The organism is Rubrivirga sp., from assembly GCF_965213695.1.
Taxonomy (GTDB): domain Bacteria; phylum Bacteroidota; class Rhodothermia; order Rhodothermales; family Rubricoccaceae; genus Rubrivirga.
Genome location: NZ_OZ243912.1, coordinates 1627024 through 1652761, shown reverse-complemented (window position 1 = coordinate 1652761; position 25738 = coordinate 1627024). Strand labels below are relative to the sequence as shown.

The 25738-nt window shown below is 73.4% G+C and carries 20 protein-coding genes; 9 read left to right on the top strand and 11 right to left on the bottom strand.

The annotated features are described in order from the left end of the window. Positions 1-160: 160 nt before the first annotated feature. The 6 genes from ACOOHE_RS07195 to ACOOHE_RS07170 all read right to left on the bottom strand — a co-directional run bounded on the left by ACOOHE_RS07195 (position 161) and on the right by ACOOHE_RS07170 (position 8201). Entirely contained in the window at positions 161-1627 is a 1467-nt protein-coding gene (locus ACOOHE_RS07195; RefSeq protein WP_420457129.1) for an exopolysaccharide biosynthesis polyprenyl glycosylphosphotransferase, read from the bottom strand. 103 nt (positions 1628-1730) lie between these two features. Further along, the gene (locus ACOOHE_RS07190) at positions 1731-3629 is read right to left on the bottom strand and encodes a right-handed parallel beta-helix repeat-containing protein (RefSeq protein ID WP_420457128.1); all 1899 of its coding nucleotides are present in this window, start codon (positions 3627-3629) and stop codon (positions 1731-1733) included. Beyond that, positions 3626-4273, bottom strand: coding sequence for a PIG-L deacetylase family protein (locus ACOOHE_RS07185; protein ID WP_420457127.1), 648 nt, complete (start codon positions 4271-4273; stop codon positions 3626-3628). The genes ACOOHE_RS07190 and ACOOHE_RS07185 overlap by 4 nt, the downstream gene beginning before the upstream one ends. Positions 4274-4603: 330 nt before the next feature. After that, positions 4604-5461, bottom strand: a complete 858-nt coding sequence (locus ACOOHE_RS07180) for a glucose-1-phosphate cytidylyltransferase (RefSeq protein ID WP_420457126.1) — start codon at positions 5459-5461, stop codon at positions 4604-4606. Continuing rightward, the gene (locus ACOOHE_RS07175; protein WP_420457125.1) at positions 5458-6864 is read right to left on the bottom strand and encodes a glutamate-1-semialdehyde 2,1-aminomutase; all 1407 of its coding nucleotides are present in this window, start codon (positions 6862-6864) and stop codon (positions 5458-5460) included. Before ACOOHE_RS07175 ends, ACOOHE_RS07180 begins: the two co-directional genes overlap by 4 nt. Then, positions 6861-8201 (bottom strand): DUF4910 domain-containing protein, encoded by a 1341-nt coding sequence (locus ACOOHE_RS07170; RefSeq protein WP_420457124.1) that lies wholly within the window; start codon positions 8199-8201, stop codon positions 6861-6863. The genes ACOOHE_RS07175 and ACOOHE_RS07170 overlap by 4 nt, the downstream gene beginning before the upstream one ends. Before the next feature lie 181 nt (positions 8202-8382). On the opposite strand from ACOOHE_RS07170, the gene ACOOHE_RS07165 reads away from it, so the two are divergent. Further along, complete coding sequence (locus tag ACOOHE_RS07165) at positions 8383-8589, top strand: cold-shock protein (protein ID WP_420457123.1); 207 nt, start codon at positions 8383-8385, stop codon at positions 8587-8589. Between the two features lie 100 nt (positions 8590-8689). On the opposite strand, the gene ACOOHE_RS07160 is transcribed toward ACOOHE_RS07165, so the two are convergent. Beyond that, positions 8690-8968: a DUF2442 domain-containing protein gene (locus ACOOHE_RS07160; RefSeq protein ID WP_420457122.1), complete on the bottom strand. Its 279-nt coding sequence runs from the start codon at positions 8966-8968 to the stop codon at positions 8690-8692. Between the two features lie 240 nt (positions 8969-9208). Between ACOOHE_RS07160 and ACOOHE_RS07155 the strand changes: the two genes are divergently transcribed. Then, positions 9209-9466 carry a cold-shock protein gene (locus tag ACOOHE_RS07155; RefSeq protein WP_420457121.1) on the top strand — a complete coding sequence of 86 codons (258 nt, stop codon included), beginning with the start codon at positions 9209-9211 and terminating at the stop codon, positions 9464-9466. On the opposite strand, the gene ACOOHE_RS07150 is transcribed toward ACOOHE_RS07155, so the two are convergent. From ACOOHE_RS07150 to ACOOHE_RS07135, 4 genes are all read right to left on the bottom strand, one after another. Then, positions 9394-10059: a nitroreductase family protein gene (locus ACOOHE_RS07150; RefSeq protein WP_420457120.1), complete on the bottom strand. Its 666-nt coding sequence runs from the start codon at positions 10057-10059 to the stop codon at positions 9394-9396. The genes ACOOHE_RS07155 and ACOOHE_RS07150 overlap by 73 nt on opposite strands. A gap of 2 nt (positions 10060-10061) precedes the next feature. Beyond that, positions 10062-10766, bottom strand: coding sequence for an SIMPL domain-containing protein (locus ACOOHE_RS07145; RefSeq protein WP_420457119.1), 705 nt, complete (start codon positions 10764-10766; stop codon positions 10062-10064). Between the two features lie 48 nt (positions 10767-10814). Continuing rightward, the gene (locus tag ACOOHE_RS07140) at positions 10815-12323 is read right to left on the bottom strand and encodes an asparagine--tRNA ligase (RefSeq protein WP_420457118.1); all 1509 of its coding nucleotides are present in this window, start codon (positions 12321-12323) and stop codon (positions 10815-10817) included. 379 nt (positions 12324-12702) lie between these two features. After that, positions 12703-14100 carry a GWxTD domain-containing protein gene (locus ACOOHE_RS07135; RefSeq protein WP_420457117.1) on the bottom strand — a complete coding sequence of 466 codons (1398 nt, stop codon included), beginning with the start codon at positions 14098-14100 and terminating at the stop codon, positions 12703-12705. A gap of 171 nt (positions 14101-14271) precedes the next feature. On the opposite strand from ACOOHE_RS07135, the gene pckA reads away from it, so the two are divergent. The 7 genes from pckA to tssC all read left to right on the top strand — a co-directional run bounded on the left by pckA (position 14272) and on the right by tssC (position 25728). Beyond that, a complete protein-coding gene (gene pckA / locus ACOOHE_RS07130) occupies positions 14272-15882 on the top strand; it encodes a phosphoenolpyruvate carboxykinase (ATP) (RefSeq protein ID WP_420457116.1) in 1611 nt (536 codons plus the stop codon). 296 nt (positions 15883-16178) lie between these two features. Further along, positions 16179-17105 carry a DotU family type IV/VI secretion system protein gene (locus ACOOHE_RS07125; RefSeq protein ID WP_420457115.1) on the top strand — a complete coding sequence of 309 codons (927 nt, stop codon included), beginning with the start codon at positions 16179-16181 and terminating at the stop codon, positions 17103-17105. A gap of 144 nt (positions 17106-17249) precedes the next feature. Beyond that, the gene (gene tssM / locus ACOOHE_RS07120) at positions 17250-20879 is read left to right on the top strand and encodes a type VI secretion system membrane subunit TssM (protein ID WP_420457114.1); all 3630 of its coding nucleotides are present in this window, start codon (positions 17250-17252) and stop codon (positions 20877-20879) included. 4 nt (positions 20880-20883) lie between these two features. Beyond that, positions 20884-21780, top strand: coding sequence for a type VI secretion system-associated protein TagF (gene tagF, locus ACOOHE_RS07115; protein WP_420457113.1), 897 nt, complete (start codon positions 20884-20886; stop codon positions 21778-21780). A 109-nt stretch (positions 21781-21889) separates the two neighbouring features. Beyond that, the gene (gene tssA, locus ACOOHE_RS07110) at positions 21890-23536 is read left to right on the top strand and encodes a type VI secretion system protein TssA (RefSeq protein WP_420457112.1); all 1647 of its coding nucleotides are present in this window, start codon (positions 21890-21892) and stop codon (positions 23534-23536) included. A gap of 125 nt (positions 23537-23661) precedes the next feature. Beyond that, positions 23662-24192 carry a type VI secretion system contractile sheath small subunit gene (tssB, locus tag ACOOHE_RS07105; RefSeq protein ID WP_420457111.1) on the top strand — a complete coding sequence of 177 codons (531 nt, stop codon included), beginning with the start codon at positions 23662-23664 and terminating at the stop codon, positions 24190-24192. A gap of 12 nt (positions 24193-24204) precedes the next feature. Then, a complete protein-coding gene (gene tssC, locus ACOOHE_RS07100; RefSeq protein WP_420457110.1) occupies positions 24205-25728 on the top strand; it encodes a type VI secretion system contractile sheath large subunit in 1524 nt (507 codons plus the stop codon). Positions 25729-25738 lie beyond the last annotated feature (10 nt).

Here is a 25738-nt window from a genome sequence, read left to right as displayed (position 1 = left end):
GACGTCCCCGTCCCCGGTCCTCGGTCTCGTGGCACCCGGGCCGGTACCCCGCAACGTGGGTTAGAGGCAGACCACAACCGGCGGCGGCCAGCGGGGGAGCCAGGACGGCAACCGCGAGCAGGCCTCCCGCCACTGGCCATTCCCCACCGGCCACTGCCCGCTAGTACGCCCCCGACCCCTGCATCACCACGCGGACGGTCCGCACCAGGATGACCGCGTCGAGCCAGGGCGACCAGTTGCGGACGTAGTACGGGTCCCACCGCTCCATCCCGAGGTTGCCCGCGTCGCTCCGCCCGCTGACCTGCCACAGGCCCGTGATGCCGGGCCGGACGCGCTCGCGCAAGGCACGGACGCGCTCGCTCAGCTCGCCGTGGTGGTACGCCGGCAGCGGCCGGGGCCCAACGAAGCTCATCTCGCCCCGGAGCACGTTGACGATCTGGGGCAGCTCGTCGAGGCTGGTCCGCCGGAGCAGGCGGCCGGGCGCGGTGATGCGGGGGTCCCGTTCGAGCTTGAAGTGCTCGTCCCACTCGGCCCGGAGCGCGGGGTCGGCGTCGAGGGCGGCGCGGAGGACGGCCTCGGCGTCGGGCACCATCGTCCGCAGCTTCCAGGCGCGGAACGGCGCGCCGTCGAGGCCGACGCGCTCCTGGGCGTAGAACGGCGACGCGCCATCCGCCAGCCAGACCCAGAGCGCGAGCAGGCCGACGACCGGGGCCCACAGCGGAGCCAACGCCAGGGCCACGACCAGGTCGGCCGAGCGCTTGACGAACTGGGGGGCCCGGTGCGTCAGCGTCGACCGGAGCTCGAGACCCAACACACCGGCGATGTCGCGGGGGGTGACCCACAGGCTCGGCGCCTCGAACAGGTCGGGGATCACGACGACGGTCGCGTAGCACGAGAGGGGCCCTTCGAGCAGGTCGATCTGGCGGTCGCGCCGGGACTCGGGGAGCGCGAGGAACGCGACGGCCGCCTCGGGCGCCACCCGCGTCGTGTCGCCGACGATGGGGATCGCGTCGAGGAAGCCGCCCCACACGTCCACGTCGTCGCTGAACACGGCGACCGGGGTGTAGCCGATCCCGCGCTCCTCCTGGAGCTGGCGGACGACGCGGGCGCCGGCCGGGCCCGCCCCGTAGACGACGGCCGGGACGCCCCACCCGTCGCGGCGGACGAGGGCCGCCTTGGCGCTCCACCGCGCCATCGGGAGCAGGACGACGGCTAAGGCGCCGGCGGCGCTGATCGCCAGCCGGCTCGCCACGGCCCCGTCCGGCCCGCTCGCCAGCCACAGCCCGACGACGGTCAGCCCGAACACGCCGGCCACCACCAGGACCACCCGGCGGAGCTCCTCGACCGCGCCCAGTCCCCACCCGGGCAGCAGGCCGGCCAGGACCGACACGCCCAGGTACAGCGGCACGACGGCCCACCCGAACCCGAGCTCGGCCCCGGCCTCCCCCATCACGACCTGGCGCACCAGGCCGGCCGCGAGCAGCGCGACGGCCAGCGCGGCGACCTCGGCTGCCGCCAGCGACGCCGCGTTGAGCGCCCGCCGCTTGGTGTGGTCCGAGGTGTAGGCCCGGGCCAGCTCCCGCTGGCGCGAGAACGGCCGGTCGGGCGAGAGGGCGACGGTCTCCATGCAAACGAGGGCGATTCCCCACCTCCCCATCAACCTCCGCGCCCTCGCCAGGGCCTCCGGTTTACCCCTGGGCGGAGGGACGACGCCGTGCCCGACCGCTCGGCTATCGGGGCCACCACGGCGTCGGGGGCGCGTGTCGCCAGTCGCCCCCGGCCCGGACCCGGGACGGATCGGCTCCCACCCGGTCGAACGGGACCACGCCCGCGCCCGCCGCCCCGGCCTCGACCGGCCCGACGGCCGACGCCGCCACTCGCTCCCCTGGGCCGACCAGCCGCGCCGTCCGGTCGCCCCCGACCAAGCGGCGCCACCCCGCCAGGTCGTCGCTGCGGAAGTCGGCCGGCCACTCGGGGGCGGGGTGGACGAAGAACGTGGACCGGAACAGGTCGCGTCCGCGACGGCCGTAGGCGTTGCCCTCGAACGTGTTCGTGCGGACGTGCGCCGGGCTCAGGCCCTCGACGGCCACCTCGCGCGCTTCGTGGTCGCTCGCGGCGTTCCCCACGATCCAGCTGTTCGCGACGACGTTGCCGCCGTCGGGCGCCCGGCGCTCGGGATCGAGCCGGAGCCACAGCCCCGTCCCTTCGTTCGCGACGACCGTGTTGTGGACGAAGGCGTTGCCGCTCGCCGCCTGCGACAGGACGCCGCTCCCCGTCCACTCGACCCAGCGCGTCCCGGCAACGACGGTGTGCTGGACGAGCGTCCCGGTCGTGTTCAGCTCGAGCATCACGCCCGCCCCCCGGTTGCCGACGAGCAGGCCGCCCTCGATGGTGTTCCGGTGGTTGTCGCCGTCGAGCCAGAGTCCGGGCCCGTCGTTGTGGGCCGCATAGTGTCGGCGGAAGACGGAGTCCGAGGTCTCGGTCCACTTGCCGCCGCCGGCCTCCCAGCCCGGGTCGTGCCCCTTCCAGTTGTTGCCAACGGCCGCGGTCTCGTCGAACAGGCACCGCTGGCAGCTACCGCCCCACCCCATCTGCCCGTTCAGGTCGGCCCGCGTCCGCAAGAACGTGTGCTCGCGCCCCGAGGCGTCGATGCCGAGCCCGTTCGTCCACTCGACGCGGACGTCCTCGAACAGCCCGCCCTCGCTGCCAGCGCAGACGGCCCCTTCCTGCGCGCGGTTCGTCGCGTGGCGGAAGGTGATCCCGACGACGCGGATCCAGCCTGGCGTGGCCGGGTCGCCGCACCCAGCGTACGGGTCGGGCCCGAGCGGGGCGAACAGCACGCGCCGCGTCCCGACCTCGACGAGCCCGGCCTGCGACGGCGGCCGGCCGTCCTCGAAACGAGCGACGAGGGCGACCGGCGCGGCGTCCGGCCCCTCGCGCCAAAACCGGCCCGACGCCAGCTCCGCGCGGCGGCCGACGGGACGGAGTACGCGGCCGTCGGCCGCCATCAGCTCGAGGCGGAACGTTGGGTCGTCGGAGTAGGGGAGCATCTGACCTCCAGTCCACGGCCGGCGCCACCCACCGTTGGGCTGGCGCGTCCACCCGTCGTCGGCCCGGTCGGCGCCGGTGACGACGACGGTCTCGCCGGGCAGGGCGGCGAACGTGACGCGCGCGTCGGGCCCGGTCCCGCCGGACGCGGGGCGGACGGCCTCGCGGTAGACGCCGGCCCGGATCAGCACGGCGTCGCCGGGACGAAGCGCGCCGGCTCGGGCCGCCCGCGAGATCGTCCGCCACGGCTGGTCACTCGTCCCCGGGTTGCCGTCGCTGGCGGACGGGTCCGATCCGTCGACGACGTAGGTGGTCCGGCCCGGCGCGGCGAACGCGGTTTCGGCCGGCGTGCAGACGCCGTCGACCGACCACGCGCCGGGAGGGCACGGCGCGGGCCCGACGTCGTCCCAACTCGCGGTGGCCGGTGCCGCCCCGCCAGGATGGGACAGGCCACCGGCGTCGGACGCGCAGCCGGCGACGGCCAGCGTCAGCCACGAGGCGGCCAGCACGAGCCCCGAGACGGCCAGGGCCATCCACGCCGCCGCCAGGGCCGCCGAGGCGCCGGGGTCGGACGGCGTCACCAGACGAGCTTCGCGCAGTGGAACGCCTCGGCGTAGCGCGCGCCGGCCTCGACGCCGCGGACGCGGGCCAGGCCGCGGAACGTCTCGGCGTCGTACCACGGCTTGTCGCGCTGGCTGGCGAAGTGGGCGTCGAGGACGGCCAGCTTGCGGTCGAGGACGTCGGGCCCGAGCGCGACGTAGGCGTTGGGCCGGTCGAGGTCGCCGTCCCACTTGGGGACCTCGTAGGCCGCGATCGTCGCGCCCCGGAACGTCTGCCACGCCACGTCGGCCACGACGCGGTGGTCCTGGTGGGCGTCGTCGCGTCGGTGGGTTAGGACGAGGTGGGGCCGGACCTCTTCGAGCGCAGTCTGGGCGAACGCCTTGATGTTCGTCGCCTGGGACGGGAAGAATCCGTCGCGGAAGTCGAGGACGTGGGCCTCCGCGCAGGCCGCGTCGGCGAGGAGGTCGGCGGCGCTGGCGCGGGCCTCGTCGGCGCGCTCGCCGGCGGCGGAGAACACGACGAGCGTCACCTCGGTCCGGGGCCGCTCGGCGAGCAGGCGGAGCACGGTCCCCCCCGCCCCGATCTCGACGTCGTCGGCGTGGGCGCCGAGGCAGACGAGGCGGAGCGGCCGGTCGCGGCCGAGGGCGGGGTCGAGAGCGAACAAGGCGTGAGCGGTGAGGCGTGAGCGGTGAGGCGTGCGGGGGCTGGTCGTTGGCTGGCGGGTCGCGTGCCAGTCAGGTCGGCGCGAGGTCCCCCTCCCCATCTCGTGCGACCGTTCGTCGAGGCCGAACCCTCCCACGAGGTCCCCCTCCCGGACAGGAGGGGGCAGGGGTGATGGATCGGGCCGACCGCGAGCCCGGCAATAGAGACTGGACACTGCACTGAGCGAAGCCGGAGGGATCTCGACGCCGTCGTCCCGAACCCGCCGCACCGGCGCCGATGGGCTGGCGAGTTCGAGTCGAGGTCCTTCGCTGGCGCTCAGGATGACAACGTCTCATCCCTGTGCGAGCGGCGTGAGGACGGGCGGTTCGAGGAAGCCGTCGCCGCGCGGCCCGGCGTGGCCGTCGCCGGCGACGCGGCGGTCGCCCCAGACCTCCCACGGCGCGAGGCCCGAGTGGTAGATGTCCTCGAGCAGCTTCTTCTCCTTGAACGTGTCCATGCACGCCCAGAACCCGTCGTAGGCGTACGACCCGAGCTGGCCATCGGCCGCCAGCCGGAGCGCCGGCGGGCCCAGGACGTCCTCGCCCGGCCCGATGTAGTCGAAAAAGCGCTGGTGCATCACGAAGAACCCGCCGTTGATGCGGAGCCCTATCTCGGTCACGTGCTGGACGTCGGTCACGGCCCCGCTCGCGTCCGACCGGACCACGTGGTTCGTGTAGTTCGGGCGGACGCCCAGGAACGTGGCCGCCCGGTCGCTCTCCTGGGCGAACCGGACCACGTCGTCGAGCGGCGCGTCGGTCACGCCGTCGGCGTAGTTGGCCAGGAACCACTCGTCGCCGTCGAGGAAGTCGCGGACGGCCACCAGCCGCTCGCCCACCGACGCCGCCAGGCCCGTGTCGACGAACGTGATCCGCCAGTCGTGGATGTCGCTCCGCAAGAGCTCGACATGGGCCCCGCCCGTCAGCACGAAGTCGTTCGAGACCGTCTCGTCGTAGTCGACGAAGTAGCGCTTGACGTGGTCGGCCCCGTGGCCGAGGCACAGGATGAAGTCCTTGTGTCCGTAGTGGGCGTAGTACTTCATGAGGTGCCACAGGATCGGCCGATAGCCGACGCACACCATCGGCTTGGGGATCGGGCCGGAGTGGTCCTTGATCCGCATCCCTTCGCCTCCGCAGAACAGGACGACTTTCACGAGGTCGGGGGGCTGAGACGGGGGGGCGGAGAGACGGCGCCGTCGCCGCCAGAGCGGGAGACCGACGTCCACACCGTCCCGGCCTTTTTCCGGAACACGGGCTGGACGGGCCGGCCGATGAGGAGGCCATCGACGGAGCCGGCGTCGAGCGCGCGGACGTAGACGTCGACCGCGCCGGCCACGGCCTCGACCGTCTGGTCGATCACGTCGTCGGTGTGCGCTGTTGTGATCACGAAGGACGGGGCGAGCACGCCGCGCCGCGCGAGCTCCTGCACGAACAGGGTCCGGTAGGCTTGCGACGGACGGCCATCGGCGTCGCGCGTGTAGAAGACGAGGTTCGAGTCGCGGCCGGCGGTCCCGACCGAGCCCACGGCCAGGCGCTCGCGGACGACCTCGGCCACGCCCTTGCGGAGCCGGGCGCCCTGGCGCATCAGCCGGCCGGCGACGTTCTCGTCGCGCGCGATCCGCAGGGCGGCGATGGCGGCGGCCAGGCCGTGCGTCTCGGCCCCGTGCGTGCCCGAGAGCAGGAACACGCGGTCGCGGTCCGAGCCGAGCCCGCCGGCCTCCATCAGGTCCCGCCGCCCGGCGAGCGCGCTCACCGAGTGGCCGTTCGCCAGCGCCTTGCCGAACGTCGAGAGGTCGGGGTCGAGCCCGTAGAGCCCCTGCGCGCCGCGCGCGCTCCACCGGAAGCCGGTAATCATCTCGTCCAAGACGAACACGACCCCGCGCGCCCGGCACGCCGCGATGCACGCCCGGAGATACCGGGTCGGGTTCGCCCCGTCGCGGACGGCCTCCATCACGACGCACGCCGGCCGGTGCTCGTCCAGGACGGCTTCCAGCGCGGCGACGTCGCCGTAGGGAAACCCCACGGTCAGGTCTCGGACCGCTCGGGGGATGCCGGCCGCCATCGGCGTCGTCCCGATAAACCAGTCGCCTTGAGAAAGGAACGGGTGGTCCGAACACACGGCGACCGTGTCTCGGCCGGTCGCGGCCCGGGCCACCTTCACGGCGGCCGTCGTCGCGGACGACCCGTCCTTGCAGAACTTGACGCACTCGGCGCCGATCAAGGCGAGGAACGCCTCGGCCGCTTCGAGCTCGACGCGAGAGGGCCGGGAGAAGTTGGTGCCGCGCGCCAGCTCTCGGGTGGCCGCGGCCGTCACTCGCGGCTCGGCGTGGCCGAGCGTGACCGACCGGAGCCCCTGGCCGTACTCAATGAAGCGGTTGCCGTCGAGGTCCCACACGAACGCGCCCTCGCCCCGGTCGATCACGACGGGCATCCACTCGGGCATCTGGTCGTCGCCCTTGGCGTAGGTGTGGGCGCCGCCCGGGATCAGCCGGTGGGCGCAGGCCTGGTGGGCGCGGCTGGCCGCGAACCTCGAAAAGTCGGGGTCGGGGTGCGTCATCGGTCGGTGGGGACAAGGAGGCCGGCCTCCTCCAATCGGTCGGCGGCGGCGCGGACGGTGGCGACCGGCAGGCCGCTCCGCTCGGCGACGTCGAGGAGCGAGTGCTTGCCGTCGGACAGGTTGAGGACCCAGAGCGCGGCCTGCTGGGCGGCGGGCCCGTCCAAGCTGGCGTAGAGCCCGCGCCGGCCGAGCTGGGGCTCGCCGTACGGCTGCGTGTTGCGGTAGCGGCCGTCGCCGTCGAGGGCCATAACGATGGCCCAGAGCGCGTCGAGCGACGCCGCCAGCGACGCTGGGCGGACCAGGTCGAGGTCGTCGGCGGACGTGTGGTACTCGGGGTACTCGCCGTGCGGCGTCCGCGTCAGCCGCCCGACGGGCAGGTCGAAGCCGGGGCTGGCGAACTGGCGCTCGTCGTAGCCCGTCGGCGCGAACGGGCGGACGTCGAGGGCCCAGCCGAGGTCACGCATCGCGAGCGCGACGGCCCGGTCGATGGGCAGCGGCGCGTCCAGCGTGCCCCTCCGCGTCTGCTTGTAGGTGAAGCCGCCCGCGTCGCCCAGGTTCGCCAGCACCAGCCCGTGGCGGATCCGGCCGAGGTCGGCGCGGTTCCGGTCGAGCCAGGCGATGGCGCCGATGGTGCCCGGCGCGAACAGGACGCGGACCGTGTGGCGCAAGCGGGGCCCGTCGAGCAGGCGCCGCGCCAACACCGTCGCGACGGCCAGCGACGAGGCGTTGTCGTTGGCGAGCGCCGGGTGGCAGGCATGCGCCGAGAGCAGGATCTCGTCGTCGGTCTCGCCCGGAATCACGACCTCGCCGTAGGTCAGGCTCCCCTCGACGTGCTCGGCGTCGATCACGATCTCGACCTCGCCGCTCTCCCCGATCTCGGCCGCGAGCGCGTCGAGCGCGTGTTGGCTCATGCAGAAGCCCCACGTCGGCGCGTAGTAGGATGTCCGGTACGGGACGAGCGACGGCTGGTCGGGGAGCGTGTGGAGGTGAGCGCGCAACGCCCGCAGCGGCATCCGGTCGCGCACGGCGACGCTGTACTGGACGAGGTGGAGCGGGCTTCCGGCCCAATCCACGACGCGGGTCCCGTCCGCCCGGGCCAGATACGCCTGGCGGACGCGCCACTCCTGGGGGACGGTCCAGTCGAGCACGGGCGTGCCGGTCGGGACCTCGGTGATCCGGAGCGGAACCCTCTCCCCTAGGGCCAGCAGCGTCTGACGGAGCCCGTCCCCGGTGATGCAGCGCCGCAGCGGCACCAGCTCGGCCACGAGCGCGTGGAGCTCGGCGCCCACGTCTCGGGACGGGGCGGCGCAAGCGGGCGACGGGGCGACAGCGGGCACGAGCGGCGGGCGGTTCCGACCCGGTATCGGCGTCGGGTGGTCGCCTCTCAACCCGGCCCGGCCTTCGCACCGGCTGAACGGATCCTTTGCCGAGCCTCCGCCACTCTCGCATCAGGGCTCCGTCTGCGTTCGCTACCCTCCGGGCCGACAAATTTGATCCCCGACCCCAAACGAGAGACCCATGACCAAGGGCACCATCACCCACTTCAACGCGCGCCGAGGCACCGGCTTCGTGCGCCACCACCAGACCGACGCCGGCATCCCGTTCTCGGTCCGCAACGCGCAGGACCGCGAGTTCGCCCACGGCGACACGGTCGAGTTCGCCGTCCGCGGTGGGATGGCCGGGATCGCCGCGCACAACGTCCGGCGCGTCCGCGCGACGACGTAGGCTCCGGTTCCGTCCGGTTCGCGAGCGCCCGAGGGGAGACCGTCGGGCGCTCGCGCGTTTCTGGGGTCGGACGCGCCCGCTGCCCGCCCCGAATCGACTGTCAGGCCGGCTCGCTGGCGAGGTAGACGGTGTCCCGCGACAGGTCCGGCCCGGCCTCCCACACCACGCCGCCCATCTCGTCGACGCCGACGGCGGCGAACGCTTCCGGGTCGGAGATCGACCGGAACACGCCGCGATGGAGCAACGGCGCCACGTCGAACCGCCGACGCTCGCCCGTGTCGAAGGTGGCCGTGATCGTCCACCGCTCGGGGTCGGCCTCGACCTCCATGATCCGGGGGAGCATCGGGAGCGGACGACGGGTCTCGGAAACTCGGGGCATGCGTCGGGACGTGTCGAGCGGGAACCTACCGCCAGCGTCGCGAGCGCCCGAGGAGAGACCAGAACAGAGTTCAGGTTGGCGCGGGGGGATGGAGGGTCGCCCAGACGACGCGGATTCGCCACTCCCACACGCCTTCCCCCCGTACACCCACACGCATTCTGCTCTATCGGGCGCTCGTTTTGTTTGCATCCCGCCGGACCGGCGTCCGTAGGGCGGTCCTCTCTCCCCTCTCGCAGACCGATGATCCAGGGCACCGTCCACGCTTTCAACCCCGCTCGCGGCACCGGCACGCTGTGCTGCGTCCACGGCACGCTCGTCCCCTTCTCGTCCCGCGACGCCCTCCACCCGGGCGACGCCGTCACGTTCCGGCTCGTCGGCGGGATCGCCGGTCTCTACGCGCTCGACGTGACCGGCGCGGGCGCCGCTCAGCGCCAGACGGCGACCTCGTCGAGCCCCTTCCGCTGGAGGTCCGGCACGCTGGCGCCCTCGGCTGGGTAGCCGACCGGGAAGAGGATGAACGGGGCCTCGTTCGCCGGCCGCTCCAGGATCTCGCTCAGGAACCGCATCGGCGACGGCGTGTGCGTCAGCGTGGCCAGGCCGGCGTGGTGGAGGGCGGCGATGAACAGGCCGGCGGCGATGCCGCAGCTTTCCTGGACGTAGTAGTGCTTCCGCCGCTGGCCGTCGGGCCGGAGGCCGGTCCGCTGGGCGAACAGGACGACGAGCCAGGGCGCCGTTTCGAGGAACGGCTTGCGCCAGTCGGTCCCGAGCGGCGCCAGTGCCTGGAGCCATTCGTCCGACATCCGGCCGTCGTAGCTGGCGCGCTCCTCGGCCTCGGCGGCCTGGCGGATCTGGCGCTTGACGTCGGGGTCCGAGACGGCCACCCACGTCCACGGCTGCATGTGGGCCCCGCTCGGCGCCGTGCTCGCCGTCGCGATGGCCCGCTCGACGAGGGCGCGGGGGACCGGCCGATCCGAAAAGTCGCGGACCGACCGCCGGGCGTCCATCTCACGGAAGAACGCTTGCGCCCGCGCCAGCGACTCGGCCTCGGTCAGCGGCTCGACGGCGTACGGGACGGTGGGGACGTCGGCCATGCCTACGAGCCGAGCGTGAACCGGACGACGACGCTGGCCTGGACCTGGCTCGACCCGGCCGAGTACGCCGCCGGCTCCGCCGACATGGACTCGACGACGACCTCGTCGTAGGCGACGGGGCCCCGCTGGAACGGCTGCATCACGCCGCCGCCCTGCTCCACGATCGCGACGACGCCGCCCAGCCTCCGCCCGGCCGCCGTCGCCAGCCGCTCGGCCTTGGCTCGTGCCCGGTCCATCGCCTGGGCGAGCGCTTGGTCCTGGTACGGGCCGGACTCTTTGATCGTGTAGAACAGCCCGTCGAGCCGGTTCGCGCCGACCTCGACGACCGAGGCCACCAGCTCCGGCACCACGCGCAAGCTGTCGGTCGAGACCGAGACGACGCGTGAGGCGATGAACCCGTCGGGCCCGTCGCGGCCGTAGTTCTCGCCCAGGCTCAGGCCCTCGATCACGATCTGGCGGTCGGGCACGCCGAACGTGCGGACCTGGGTGAGCACCCGGGCCACGTCGTCCTCGTGCTGGCGGAGCGCCTCAGCCGCCGTCCGCGCGCGCGTCTGGACGCCGAGCCGGACGACGGCCCGGTCCGGCGGCGCCGTCACCGTGGCCGAGCCGACGACGGTGATCGTGCCGGCGTCGAGGTCCAGTTCGACGGACTGGGCGGCGACGGCCGGCGCCGCGAGGAGGGCGAGAGCGAGGAGAAGCGTGCGCATGGCGGTGGCGGAGAGGAGCGCGAACAACGGCCCGGCGCGGGGCCTCGTCTACGGGTGCAGGCGGCCGAGCAGGCGCGGGAACGGGCCCGTCTCGCGGACGTGCGGCAGCCCGCAGATCCAGGCGACGGTCCGCTCCAACCCGAGGCCGAACCCGGCGTGCGGGACGCTCCCGTACTTGCGCAGGTCGAAGTACCAGTCGAACGCCGACTCGGGCAGGCCGTGGGCCTCGACCTGGTCGCGCAAAAACTGCAAGTCGGTGGCCCGCTCGCCGCCGCCGACGATCTCGCCGTAGCCCTCGGGCGCCAGCACGTCCATGCCCAGCGCCAGCCGGTCGTCGTCGGGGTCGCGCTTCATGTAGAACGCCTTGACGGCCGCCGGGTAGCGGTGGACGATGACGGGAGTCGAAAAATGCCGGGTCAGGATCGTCTCGTCGGACGCGCCGAAGTCGTCGCCCCAGGTGAACTGGGCGGCGCTGGCCTTCCATGTCGGGATGTTGCGCAGGCCCTCGGCGATCTCGTCCAGGCGGACGTTGATCTCGATCTCGCGGGCGTCGATCCGCCGCTTCTCGCCCTTCTTGGCCTGGCCGTAGGCGGCGCGGTTCCGGTCGCGCTCCTCTTCAAGTGCGTGCCGCTCGTCCTCCAGCCCCTCCTGCTCAGCGTCGAGCATGAGTTGGGTCGCGTCGCCCGTGAGCAGGTCGACGGCGTCGGAGTAGCTGAGGCGGGGGAACGGGGTCTGGCGCGCGGCCTCCAGGGCACCCGTGTCGCGCTCCAAGATCTCCAGTTCGTCGCGGCAGTCCGCCAGCACGGCGTCGAGGATGGCCACCAACAGCTCCTCGGCGACCTCCATGTTCATGGCGAGGTCGTAGAACGCCATCTCGGGCTCGATCATCCAGAACTCCGTGAGGTGTCGCCGGGTGCGCGACTTCTCGGCCCGGAACGTCGGCCCGAACGTGTAGATCTTGCCGTGCGCCATCGCCATCGCCTCGCCGTGGAGCTGGCCGCTCTGGGTGAGGTAGGCCGGCTCGCCGAAGTAGTCGAGCTCGAACAGCGTCGACGTCCCCTCGACGGCGTTGCCGGTCAGGATCGGCGCGTCCATCTGGACGAACCCCTCGCCCTGGAAGTAGCCGTGGATGGCCGTGATGATCCGGTTGCGGACGCGCATGGCGGCCCACTGCCTCTGCGAGCGGAGCCACAGGTGCCGGCGGTCCATCAGGAACTCGGTGCCATGCTCCTTGGGCGTGATCGGGTACGGCTCGGCGAGCGCGATCACCTCGACGGACCCAGCCTGGACCTCGACGCCGCCCCGCTGGCGCTCGTCCGCCCGGACCTCGCCGACGACGCGGAACGCGCTCTCCTGCGTCAGCGACGCCGCCGCCTCCCACGAGGCCGCGTCCACCTGCTCTTGGTTCACGACGACCTGGACGATGCCGGACCCGTCGCGGAGCTCCAAGAACCGCAAGCCCTTTGACCCGCGCGCGTTGTACAGCCACCCGTTCACCGTAGCGGTCTCGCCGACGTGGTCGGGCAGGGCGTGGACGCGGACGAACGGCTCGGTCATGGCGGTGCGCGGGGGGAGCCCGAAGCTACCGTCGCCCCGGACGACGCCGTGCGCAGAGCGTGGGAACGGCGGGGCGAACGCGCGCTCGTTGCAGGCCCCCTCGCTTTGTCGTCCTGAACGGACGTGAAGGGCCTGCCCCGGACTCGACCCGGGGATCTCACCGCGGAGTCCCCACGCCGCAGGCGGCGCCGACGAACTCGACGGTCCATGCCGAGGTCCCCCGCCTCCGCGGGGGCAGGCTCTCCGCACGCTCAAGACGACGCGGAAGGGAGAGCTCACCCTGGCGGGAGCGCGCGGGGCCGCCGACTGCGAACCGCCGCTCGCCCACGAGCGGAGTCTCGGCCTCCCCGCCACCAGCAAACGACGGGCCCTCCCCGCGCTACCGCTGGATCTCGGTCTGCCAGTTCGGGAGCGAGACCTCGCCCGTCACGTCCGAGTGGATCAGCTCGTAGCGGTCGGACGAGTACCGGTCGACGAACACGAACACGGCGCGGCCCTCGCCCGGGATGTTGTCGTAGCCCCAGACCTCGTGCTGGAGGAGGTTCGACTCGAACGGGCGCCGGTCGATCTCCGTCGGCGGGCCGTACCTCAGGTAGACCCGGCCGCGGTCGGTCTCGTAGGTCTCCTGGCCGAACTCGTTGAACCGGGACTCGACCAGCCGGAGCCGGTCGTAGAACGCCTGGCGGGCCCGGTTGACGCCGGGGAGCCCGTCGGTGTCGCGGGCGGTCCAGAACGCCGTGAGGAAGCGGCGGCGGTCGTCGTCGGTCTGGATGGACGAGATCTCGGCCTGCTCGCGGCTCGTCGCCAGGACCCGGGCGTGGCGGACGTTGAGCGCCAGCTCCTCCTCGCCCATCGCCCCGAACAGCGTCTCCTCGTACGACATCAGGTCGGCCGCGCTGAGGGCCCGCTCGACGTCCGGGTTGATCACGAAGAACCGCTTCGTCTGCTCGGCCACGGCCTCGTTCGCCTCGTTGAGCGCGACGAGCCGGAGGTGGTAGATCCCGCTCGGCAGCGTGCTCACGTCGAGCTCGCCGGCCACCACGTCGACCGGCCGCGCGCGCCGCGTCAGCCGGGTCTCGTGGTCGGCCATCGCCTGGCCGTCCGCGCTCTCGGCGACGAACGCCAGCAGCGTGTAGGTGTCGGTCTCGGCCGGCGGCCCGTACACCTCGGCGTAGTAGCGGACCGTCGCCCCGACGCCCCCGTAGAAGGCGTCCGGGTTGGGGCGGACCGTCAGCCCGCTCTTCGACAGCGGGCCCGGGTCGGTCGTCGGCTGGATCGACGTCGCGAGCTGGACGGCCGAGATCGCCGTCCCGGCCGAGGCCGCGTAGTCGGGGACGGTCAGGTTGAGGAGCGCGCGGACCTCGCGCTGGCCCTCGGGCTCCAGCGTCACGTCGAGCTCGTACTCGCCCGGCGCGACCGCCAGCCGGACCTGCTCGACGAACACCTGGGTCGACGCCAGCGCGGCCGTGTCGGCCAGGGCGTACGCGAACGAGAGCGTCTGGTCGACGACCGGCGTGACCTCGGCCGCCCCCGGCGCCGCCTGGGCCACGGGCCGGACGACGACGTGGGCCGGGACGGTCGCCTGGAACGTCTCGCCGTCGGCGGCGAACGGAAGCGTCTCGGCCCGGAACGAGAGGTAGAGCTCGACGAGGGACTGCTCGTCGGTGTAGCGGAACGTGGCCACGTCCGGGCGGAACACGATCTGGTCTTGGGCCGACGTCGCCGCGGCGGCGAGGGCGAGCGCGACAACGACGGCGACGCGGAGCAAACGGGGCATTCGGATCGAAAACAGCAGGTGGAAGCCCTCAACGGGCGGGGCGAAGATAACGTGCGTTGCCGGCCGGCCCGGATCCGGGCCCCGAGGGCGGCCCGTAGTTTCGGACCCGTTCGCCCCTCGTCGCGTCCCACTTCCGGAAGCGCTTCCTGCGCCCCCTCCTCCCCCCGACCTATGAACGCCCCGGAACCCGTCCTCCGCCACCTCGCCGAGCTTGGCCTCGACCGGACCCAGACGGTCTACTACAACCTGCCGCCGGCCCGGCTCGTCGAGCTCTCCGTCCGCCGCGGCGAGGGCCGGCTGACGTCGGGCGGCCCGCTCGCGACGCGGACCGACCCGCACACGGGCCGCTCACCGAATGACCGGTTCATCGTCCGCGAGCCGTCGAGCGAGGACGCCGTCGCTTGGGGCGCCACGAACCGGCCGATCTCGGAAGAGGCGTTCGACCGGATCCACCACGCCATGCAGCGCTACGCGACCGGCCGCGACGTGTTCGTCCGCGACTGCTACGCCGGCGCCGACCCGCGCTACCGCGTCCGGGTCCGCGTGATCACCGAGAAAGCGTGGCACTCGATGTTCGCCTCCAACATGTTCCTGCGCCCGGCGACGGTCGAGGAGCTGGAAGACTTCGAGCCGGACTACACGGTCCTGGACCTGTGCGACTTTAAGGCGACCGAGAAAGTGAACGACGAGCTCAACTCGTCGACGTTCGTGCTGCTCCACCTCGGGCGCGGCCTGGTGTTGATCGGGGGGACGAACTACGCGGGCGAGATCAAGAAGTCGATCTTCTCGGCCCTCAACTACGTCCTGCCGAGCCAGGGCGTGCTGCCGATGCACTGCTCGGCGAGCCAGGCCGTCGGCGGCGGCAACGCGGCCGTCTTTTTCGGGCTGAGCGGGACCGGCAAGACGACGCTCTCGGCCGACGCCCGCCGCGTGCTCATCGGCGACGACGAGCACGGGTGGAGCGACGAGGGCGTGTTCAACTTCGAGGGCGGCTGCTACGCCAAGGCCATCCGGCTCAGTCCCGAAGGCGAGCCCGAGATCTACGCCACGACCCAGGAGTTCGGAACCCTCGTCGAGAACGTGGCCCTCCGCCCCGACCGGACCATCGACTTCGACGACGCGACGATTACCGAGAACACGCGGCTCAGCTATCCCATCTCGTACATCCCCAACGCGAGCGAGGACGGGATGGGCGGCGTCCCCGAGACCGTGATCTTCCTCACCGCCGACGCCTACGGCATCTTGCCGCCGATCTCCGTCCTGACGCCAGACCAGGCGCAGTACCACTTCCTGAGCGGCTACACGGCCAAGGTCGCCGGGACCGAGCGCGGCGTGACCGAGCCGAAGGCGACGTTCTCGGCCTGCTTCGGCGAGCCGTTCATGGTCCTGCCCCCGACGCGCTACGCCGAGATGCTGGGCGAGCGCGTCGAGCGGTCCGGCGCCCGCGTGTTCCTGGTCAACACGGGGTGGACCGGCGGGCCGTACGGGACGGGCGAGCGGATGAAGCTGGCCTGGACGCGCCGGATGGTCGACGCCGCGCTCGACGGCGAGCTCGACGACGTCGAGACCCGCGCCGAGCCGGTCTTCGGGCTGGCCGTCCCGGTCGCCATCGAGGGCGTGCCGGACGCCGTGCTCCACCCGCGCGAGACCTGGGCCGACACGGCCGCCTACGACGCCAAGGCCCGGCAGCTTGCCGACATGTTCGCCGACAACTTCGAGAAGTACCGCGAGGCCGTCCCCGAGGCCGTCCGCCAGGCCGGCCCGACGCGCGAGACCGCGTAACACCGAGCCCGCGTGTAGAGCAGCGCGCGAGATCCGGGGTGGAGGGGGCGGTCGGGTCGGAAGGGGAGAGCCCGCGAGGTCCCCTCCGCCCCTTCCGCTCCCCAGCCTCCCTGGAGATCCGGTCGGGTCGTACAGAAGCGGGGCTAGGCTCCTCGATCAGCGCTCGCCAGAGATTCCACCGAGGACGCCCGGAGTGGAGCGGGACCCGCCCAGGTCGGCGGTAGGTTCCACCCCGCCGGCCCCGCCCTCGGCCCCGCCCTCGGCCCCGCCCTCGGCCTCGCCCTCGGACCCGCCTCATGCCCACCACCGCCGACGCCGCCCCGCCCCCCTCTCCCGACGTCGCCCCGGCGGCGTCGAGCCGGCTGGCCACGTACTACGGCGAGCCGATCGCGCTGGCGGTCCAGCTCCAGACGGCCACCGAGTTCGGGCCCGCCGAGGTGCTCCGCGAGCGGACGCGCCGGCTCCTGCGCCAGGCCGAGCGCGACGCCCAGGACGGCGGGTACGACCGCGACGACACGCGCGAGGCCACGTTCGCCGTCGTCGCGTTCCTCGACGAGACCATCCAGGGGTCGACCTGGAGCGACCGCGAGCAGTGGCTGGCCCAGCCGCTCCAGCTCGAGCTCTACGACCGGAACGACGCCGGCGAGGAGTTCTTCACGCGCCTCGACACGTTGCGCGGCGCGGTCTCGGAGCGGGCCGACGTGCTCGAGGTGTACTACCTCTGCCTGGCGCTCGGCTTCCGGGGGCGCTACGAGTTCCTGCCGCCGGGCGAGCACCGCGACCTGGTGGCCGCCGTCTACGGCGACCTCGCCCGGGCCCCCACGCTCGCGCCCGGCCCGCTCGCACCGAATGCCGAGCCGGCCGGCCGCGTCGTGGCGACGGTCCGCCGCCGCGTCCCGGCCTGGGCGGTCCTGGCGGCGTGCGCCGCCGTCGCCGTGGTGGTCTACGCCTCGCTCGCCGTCTACGCCCGGACCACCGCCGGGGCCGCCATCGCCGCCATCGAGCGCGAGACCGAGACCGCCATCACGACGGGGCCGGCCCCGGCCGCCTTCGGCGCCGCGCCCGTCGACCCGCTTTCCGACACGACGGCCGTCGAGGAGGACGTCCCTGAGCCCGAGCCCGTCGAGGGCTTCCCCCCGTCCGACGCCCTCCCCGAGCCGCCGCCGGAACTGGAGGCCGACCCGGCCGACGCCGAAGAGGCCGAGCCCGACGTGGCCCTCTAGTGCAGCGACCCAATCCCCCTGGCCGGTCCCAGATCGAGGATGCGTGATCCGTGATCCTCCCTGATGAGAGTCACGCATCACGGACCACGCATCCAGAACGCCCCACGGCCACCCGTCCACCTCTCTGTGCGCGAGCACTAGCCGATGTCCCGCTTCACCCGCACGCTCCGCAGCCCCGCCTTCTGGATCGGGATCAGCGCCCTGCTCGTGCTCGCCCTCATCCTGTCGGTGGGGGCGTGGCAGGAGTGGTCGTGGACCGTCCGGCTGATCGGCGTCGCGCTCGTCCTGTTCGCGTGCGTGATCGCCCTCGCCATCGTCGCGGCGCGGGCGGCGCGGGGGGCCAAGCGGATCGAGGAGTCGATGCGGGACCAGTCGGCCCAGCAGGCGGCGACGGCGCGGCCGGCGCGGCGGGCCGAGATCCAACGGTTGCAGGAGGGGCTCGACGCGGCCATCGCGACGATCAAGGAGTCGAAGCTGGGCCGGGGGCGGCGGGGAAAGGCGGCGCTGTACGCGCTGCCGTGGTACGTCCTGATCGGGCCGCCGGCCGCGGGCAAGACCGTCGCCATCGTCCAGTCCGGGCTCAACTTCCCGCTCGGCATCGACCGCGTCCGCGGCGTCGGCGGCACGCGCGACTGCGACTGGTTCTTCTCGGACGAGGCCATCCTGCTCGACACGGCCGGCCGCTACACGACCGAGCCCGAGGACGACGAGGAGTGGCTGGCCTTCCTCGACATGCTCAAGAAGAACCGGCCCGGCGAGCCGATCAACGGGGCCGTCGTCGGGATCTCGGTGGCCGACCTGGCCACGATGGAGCCCGAGGACATCGAGCACCACGCCTCGAACATCCGCCGGCGGATCGACGAGCTGGTCCGGCGCTTGGGCGTCCGGTTCCCGGTCTACTTGCTGTTCACCAAGGCCGACCTGCTCAGCGGGTTCGTCGAGTTTTTCGAGCCGCTCTCGTCCGACGAGCGCGAGGGGCCGTGGGGCGCGACGTTCCCGGCCGAGGACGGCGGCGGGGCCGGCCAGGCGCGGCCCGCGTTCGAGCGCGAGTTCGACGTGCTCACGGGCGCGCTCGGGAGCACGCGCGCGGCCCGGCTCGCCAAGGCCGAGAACCCGGCCGAGCGCCGCCGCTCGTTCCAGTTCCCGCTCGAGTTCGAGACCGTCCGCGACCGGCTGGGCCGGTTCGTCGAGGGCGTGTTCATGCCGAACCCGTTCCAGGAGCGCCCGCTCTTCCGCGGGTTCTACTTCTCGTCGGGCACGCAAGAAGGGTCGCCGCTCGACCCGGCCGCGCGCGAGATCGCCGAACGGTTCGAGTTGCCGACGGCGCCGCCCGAGGGGTTCGACCCCGACCTCCGTCCCCGGAGCTACTTCCTGCGGGGCCTGTTCCGCGACGTCGTGATCCCCGACGCCGGGCTCGTCCAGCGGACGGCCAAGTCGGCGCTCCGCTTCCGGGCCGGGTGGGTGGGCGCGGCCGTGGCCGGGGCCGTCCTGCTCACGCTGTTCGTCGTCGGGACGGCGAACGCGGCGCTGCGGAGCCGGGCCGTGGTCGACGACGTCGAGGCGGCGGCGCGCGTGGCCGGCTCGGTCACGTGGGCCGGCGGGGCCGAGGCCGGCGACATCGCGCGCGTGACGGCGCTCCGCGATCAGGTCGCCCGGCTCGAACGCTACGACGCCGACCCGCCGTCGTTCGGGTGGGGCCTCTACCGCGGCGACGACCTCATCGAGCCGGCCCAGACGCTGTTCGAGCAGAAGGTCCGGGCCTACGCCGGCCGCGTGCTCCTGCCCGACCTCGAACGGGGGATGCGCGAGGCCGTCGTCACGAGCGCCGGGGGCCCCGAGGGCGAGGGGCTGGGCGCCCAGAGCCAGCTCTACAGCGACCTCCGTGCCTACCTCCTGATGACGACCGACGCGGCGCGCCTGGAGGGCGACGTCGAGCGAGAGTTCCTGGCCGAGCACCTGCTGAGCACGGCCGAGGTCCCCCGCAGCGACGCCGCCGACCCCGACTCGGTCGCGGCCATGGTCCGCCGCCAGGTCGACTCGTTCGTCGACGCGCTCGCCGACCGGCGCGTCCAGCCGTTTGAGGCCAAGGAGATCCTGGTCGCCGACGCCCGGCGGCTGGTCTACGAGCCGCCCACGGCCGACCGCTTGTACGACCGGATCCGCGAGGCCGGCGCGTCGCGCTACCCGCCGGTCTCGCTGGCGAGCGCGCTCGGCGGCGGCGGCGGCGACTTTTTCGCGACGAACCCGGCCGTCAGCGGGTTCTACACGCGCGAGGCGTACCGCCAGTTCGTGCGGCCGGCCGTCGTCCGGTGGGCCCGGTCGCCGGACCGGATCGACTGGGTGATGGGCTACTCGGCCGGCGACCTCCCGGCGACGATGCGGAACGCGGGCCAGCTCGCCGGCGCGCTCCGCGACCGCTACTACCAGGACTACATCACGGCCTGGACCCGCTTCCTCAAGGCGCTCCGCCTGAAGCCCGCCGGGACCGACCCGATCCGGGCCGGCCGGTTCCTGACGATCTTGGGCGACCCCAACGAGTCGCCGATCGTGACGGCGCTGGCGGCGGTCTCGGCCCAGACCCAGCTCGCCGAGGGCGGCGGAGAAACGGCCGAGCGGCTGGGCGGCGTCGCCGAGCGGGCCGCCGAGGGTGCCGTCCGCCGCCGTCTCGGCCGGGCCAACCGGATCGTCGGCCCCATCGACATCGAGGTGCCGACGTCGGTCGCGACGCCGGTCGACCGGGCGTTCGCGGGCTTGCACGCGCTGGCGCCGGACGAGGTGGGCGCGGGCGGCGGCGGGCGCGGGCTGTTGCAGGGGCTCCAGGCCCTCGCCGGCGTCGGCTCGGCGCTCGAGGGCGTGGCCGGCAACGACGCCCGGGCCGCCCAGTTCTTCGCCCAGGCCGCCCAGGGCAGCGGGCCCGTCGCCGACGCCCGCCGGACGGTCGAGACGTCGCTCTCCGGCCTCGACCGCGACGTCCGCTCGGCCCTGTTCCTGGCCCCGCTCCGCGGGCTCGGCGGCTCGCTCGTCGGCGCCGGGGCGGGCGGCAGCGCCGGGGCGGGCGGACCCGGGGGCGGTGCGGGAGGGGCGGCGCCGGCCTCAGTCCGCCGGTTCCTCAACGAGCGGTGGCAGCAGGACGTCTACGGCCCCTACGCCTCGACGCTCGCCGGGCGCTACCCGCTGAGCCCGTCGTCGACGGAGGTGCCGATTGCCGAGTTCGAGGCGTTCTTCCGGCCCGAGTCCGGGACGCTCGACCGGTTCGTCACCGAGGTGCTGGGGCAGGTCGGCGGGCTCGACTCGCCGGCCGTGCCGGCGTCGCTCAAGAGCGCCGTCCGCGACGCGCGGCGGATCCAGACGGGCCTGTTCGCGGGCGAGACGCTGGGGCTCCGGTTCGAGATGCAGCCCGAGGTGCCCGAGACGGCGCCCGGCGCGCCGGCCCCGGGCCAGCTCTACGTCGAGATGGCCGGGACGTCGTTCACCTACGGGATGGGGAGCCGCCGCCCGTGGACGGCCGTCGAGTGGCCGTCGGGCTCGCGCTCGACCGTCCGCGTGACGACGCGCGAGGGGACGCTGGCGCCGGTCCAGTTCGAGGGGGCGTGGTCGCTGTTCCGCGTGCTCGACCGGGCCTCGACGACGGCGGCCTCGTCGACGGAGTACGTCGCGCGGTGGCCGCTCGACCGCGGCGTCACGGCCCGCGTCAACCTGCGCGCCCGGAGCGCGGCGAACCCGCTCGGCGACGTCCGGCGGTTCTTCTCGTTCCGGCCGCCCTCCCGCCTCTGAGCCCGTGAGCGCCGCCGTCCAGCCCGCCCAGTGCTTCGGAAAGACGCCGCGCCACGGCGACTTCGTCCGCCACCGCGTCGGCGACGCCCTGCGCGCGTTCGACGAGTGGGTGGGCCGGGCCGTGTTCGAGGGGCGCCGCCGGCCCGGGTTCGACCCAGCCTACGACGCGGGCGCCATGGTCCGGTTCGTCTACGCCCCGCCGCGCGCGGCCGTCCCGCTCGTCGGCGCGCTGTGCCCGAGCCGGGACCGGAGCGGCCGGCGGTACCCGTTCATCGTGGCCGCCGAGGCGCCCGGCCTGACGGCGGCCTCGGACGTGCCCGCTCGGCTGGCCCCGTTCCTCGACGCCGCCGCCGCGGTCGCCAGCGACGCCGCCGCCGGCCGGCTCGACCACTACGCGCTCGTCGAGCGGTTGGTCGAGGTCGACGCCGCGCCGGCGCTCCCGGCCGGGCAGGGGCTCGCGCGCCGGCTCGGCGCGTTCGGCGGCGACCTGTGGGGCGACTTCGACGACGCCCGCAAGTACGTCCTCTTCCGCAACCTCCACGACGTCATGCGCGGGGACGAAGACGGGCTCCGGTTCCCGCTCGGCACGGCGCCGGCCGCCGACGCCCACGTCTGGCTCGCCGTCGTCGAGCGGCTGGCCGAGGTCTCGCCGTCGGTGTTCGCCGTGTACGAGGGCGGCCCGGCCGTCGGGTCGCCGAATCTGCTGGCGTACACCGGCCCGCCCCACGCGAACGCGCTCTTGCACCTGTTCGTCCCCGGCAGCGACGCCGACGGCGTGGTCGAGCTCGAAGGACGTGGCGCGGAGGACGGCGCGCGCGCGGCCCTGGCGTTGCCGGCCACGCTCGGCACGCTCATCGAGGACGGCTCGCTCCCGCTCCGCGACTTCCTCGCCCGGCTGTGAACCCGGAGCCGGGAGGCGTGTGGGAGTACGGGAGGGGGGAGTTCGCCCCACGCTCCCATACCCCCCACCCCCTCCGGTTCCAAACAGAGACGGACCAAACGGACGTGGCATGACCGACTCTCTCGACTCGCTCCCGGCCGCGCTCGCGGCACCGATCCCGGGCCCCGCGCCGACGGGCGAGGACGTGACCTACGACCCCGTCTTCGAGCGGCTCCGCGAGACCGTCGACCGGATCGACTCCGTCGGCACGGGGGTCGACCACGAGAGCGTAACCGGCGGGGGCAGCCCGTTCGCCGGCGGCGCCTCGGCCGACCACGACGCCGTCGTGGCCGACGCGCTCGCGGTGCTGACCGAGCAGTCGAAGGACGTCCGCGCCGCCGCCTACCTCGTCACGTCGCTGGCCCACACCGAGGGCGCGCGGGGCGTCGCCGCGGGGCTGTCCGGGCTGGTCGAGATGGCCCAGACGCACTGGGCCGGCCTGCACCCGCCCCGCGCGCGCGCGCGCCGGGGCGCCTTCGAGTTCCTGGCGGCCCGGGTCTCGGCCGCGCTGGCGACCTGGGACCGACCAGCGGCCGACGAGCGCGGACCGCTCGACGCCGCGCTGGCGGCCGTGGCCGACCTCCAGCTCCTGGTCTCGGCCGAGATGGGCGACGACGCGCCCGCGCTGAGCGGGCTCCGCCGGGCTTTGTCGGATCGGCTCCGGACCGTCCCCGACGAGGCGCGCCCTCCGCCGCCGGCTGAGGAGCCCGCACCGTCGGCCAGTCCGAGCCCGACCGCGAGCGGCGACGGGTCCGCGACCGCCAGCGTGCCCCCGCCGGCTCCGGCGGCAGCTCCGACGCCGGCGCCCCGTCCGACCGCCCCGTCGGGGCCGCCGACGGCGGTGGCGTTTACGGGCGACCCCGTCCGGGCCGTCGTCCAAGCCGCGGCGGCGTTCCGCTCGGTCGAGGCGGCGTCCGCGTCGGCGATCCGACTGGTCCGCGTCGTGCGGTGGGACCCACTCGTCGGCCCGCCGCCGGCGACCGACCACGCGACGATGATCGAGCCGCCGCCGGACCGACGCCGGGAGGCCCTCGTCACGCTCGCCGCGTCGGACCCGGCCCTGTTCGTGGAGCAGGCCGAGCAGGCGCTCGCCGACACGTCGTTCCATTTCTGGCTCGACCTCCAGCGCCTGGCCGACGGCGCACTCGCGGAGCTCGGCCCGGTCGGTGCCGAGGGCCGGTCCGCGCTCCGCGCCGAGGTCGCCCGGCTCGTCGGGCGCGTGCCGGCCCTCCTCGACCTCCGGTTCCGCGACGGCACCCCCTTCGCCGACGACGCGACGCGGGCCTGGGCCGGGGGTCTGTCGCCGTCGGCGCCGTCGGCCGCGCGGCCCCGTGCGAGCGACGCGAGCTCCGACGACGCCGGCTCCGGCGGATGGGACGAGGCCCGGTCCCTCGTCGAGTCCGGCGACCTGGCCGGGGCGCTCGCGGCGTTGGAACGGGCCGCGCCGTCCGGCGGGCGCGCCGGGCTCGTCCACCGCCTGCGGACGGCCGAGCTCTGCCTGAGCGCCGGCCGCGCCGACGTGGCCCAGGCCCTCGTGACCGCGCTCGTCCGCGTCGCCGACGGCCGGGACCTCGACACGTGGGAGCCGGGGCTCGCCGCCGACCTCTACGCCGCCCTGGCAACGGCCGCCCGCCAAGCGGGTCAGGCCGACGCTGCTGCCCAGGCTCACGCCCGATTGGCCGCCGTCGCTCCGTCCCGCGCCGTCACGAACGGGTAGCGGGATCGTGACCGATCGGACCGATGAAAACGTCGGAACGAGTGGACCGGCGGACCGTTGATAGACTATCCTTGCACATCTCTCTGACGCCACGCGGGAGGCGTCGCCTCCGTCCCCACCACCTCATGGCCGACAGCTTCCAGAAAGAGAAACCGCCCGCCCGCGTCAACCTCTTCCTCGAGGTCCCCGACGGCGACAGCGATGAGAAGGTCGAGCTCCCGTTCCGTACGCTTGTCCTGGGCGACTTCACGGGCAAACCCGACGACACGCCCCTCGAAGACCGCGAGGTGATCGACGTCAACGCCGACAACTTCGAGTCGGTCATGTCGTCGATGGACCTGGAGCTCGACATGATCGTGCCCGACAAGATCGGGAGCGGCGACGACGACGTCCGGGTGAGCCTGAAGCTCGACTCGATGGACTCGTTCCGGCCCGAGGAGGTGGCCAAGCAGGTGCCCGAGATCGACCGGCTGGTCGCCGTCCGGAACCTGCTCCAGGACCTGCGTAACCGCGTCGTCTCGATGAGCTCGTTCCGGCGCCAGCTCGAGGCCATCATCACCGACCCCGAGCAGCTCGACCGGCTGGTCGCCGAGCTCGGCGCGATGGTCGACACGGACGACCCCGCCGACGCCTCCTCCACCGACGCCCCCGCGTAACCGACCGACCGCATGGCCACCCCCCAGCAAGCTGCCCCCGCCGACGCTCCCGCCGAATCCGGCAGCGTCCTCGACGCCATCTTCGAGCGCGTCGACGCCAAGGCGCCGACGGGCACGGTCCATGTCGGCGCGTTCTCCGACGCCCGTGCCAACGCCGAGCGCTCGCGCGGCGAGCTGGTCGCGGCCGGCTTGCGCGTCCTCGTCGACGCGGTCAAGGACCGGGGCCAGGCCGTCGACAAGGTGGACAAGGAGCTGCTCGACAGCCTGATCTCCCAGGTCGACCGCAAGATCTCGTCCCAGCTCGACGCCGTCCTCCACCACCCCGACTTCCAGAAGCTCGAGGCCTCGTGGCGCGGGCTCAAGTTCCTGGTCGACCGGACGGACTTCCGCAAGAACATCAAGGTCGAGATGGTGAGCGCGTCCAAGGAGGCGCTCGCGCAGTCGTTCGAGGACGCGCCCGAGCTGACCCAGAGCGCGCTCTACAAGACGGTCTACACCGACGCCTACGACCAGCCCGGCGCCGACCCGTACTCGGCCATCGTCGGCGCGTTCGACGTCGACAACTCGGCCCAGGACATCGCGCTGATCCGGCGGATCTCCCAGGTGGCCGCGTCCGCCCACGCCCCGTTCATCGGGTCGGCCGGGCCGCAGTTTTTCGGGAAGGAGTCGGCCGAGGAGTGGCGGAAGATCCCGGACCTGGCGGCCTACATGGAGACGCTGGACTTCACGAAGTGGAACAGCTTCCGCGAGTCCGACGACGCCCGCTACGTCGGGCTCACGTTCCCCCGGTTCGTCCTGCGCCTGCCCTACGGCGCCGACTCGGCCCCGACGAAGGGGTTCGCCTACGAGGAGGGCGTCAAGGGCGAGGACCACGAGAAGTACCTGTGGGGCAACGCGGCGTTCGCGTTCGCCTCGAACCTGTCCCGGGCGTTCGCGCGCGACGGGTGGTCGATCCAGATCCGCGGGCCCCAGTCCGGCGGCAAGGTCGAGGACCTGCCCGTCCACCTCTACGACGTCGGCAAGGGGAAGCAGGCCAAGATCCCGACCGAGGTCCCGATCTCGGAGACGTTGGAGTTCGAGGCGTCGAACCTGGGGTTCATCCCGCTCTCGGTCTATAAGGGCCGCGACTACGCCGCGTTCTTCTCGGCCAACTCGGCCCAGAAGCCGAAGGAGTACGACCAGCCCGAGGCGACGGCCAACAGCCGGATCAACTCGCGGTTGCCCTACGTCTTCCTCGCCTCCCGCATCGCCCACTACCTCAAAGTCCTCCAGCGCGAGACGATCGGCGCGATCAAGGACGCCAGCAAGGTCGAAGAGGACCTCAATGCGTGGCTGTCCCGCCTGATCATCCGCCAGCGCGACGTCGGGCCGGACCAGGTGGCCAAGTACCCCCTCCGCGAGGGCCAGGTCCACGTCTACGATGTCGAGGACAACCCCGGATTCTACCGCGTCGAGATGACGATCATGCCCCACTTCCAGGTCGAGGGCATGGACATCTCGCTCTCCCTCGTCGGCAAAATGCCGAAGGCGAGCTAGCCGCCCTCCG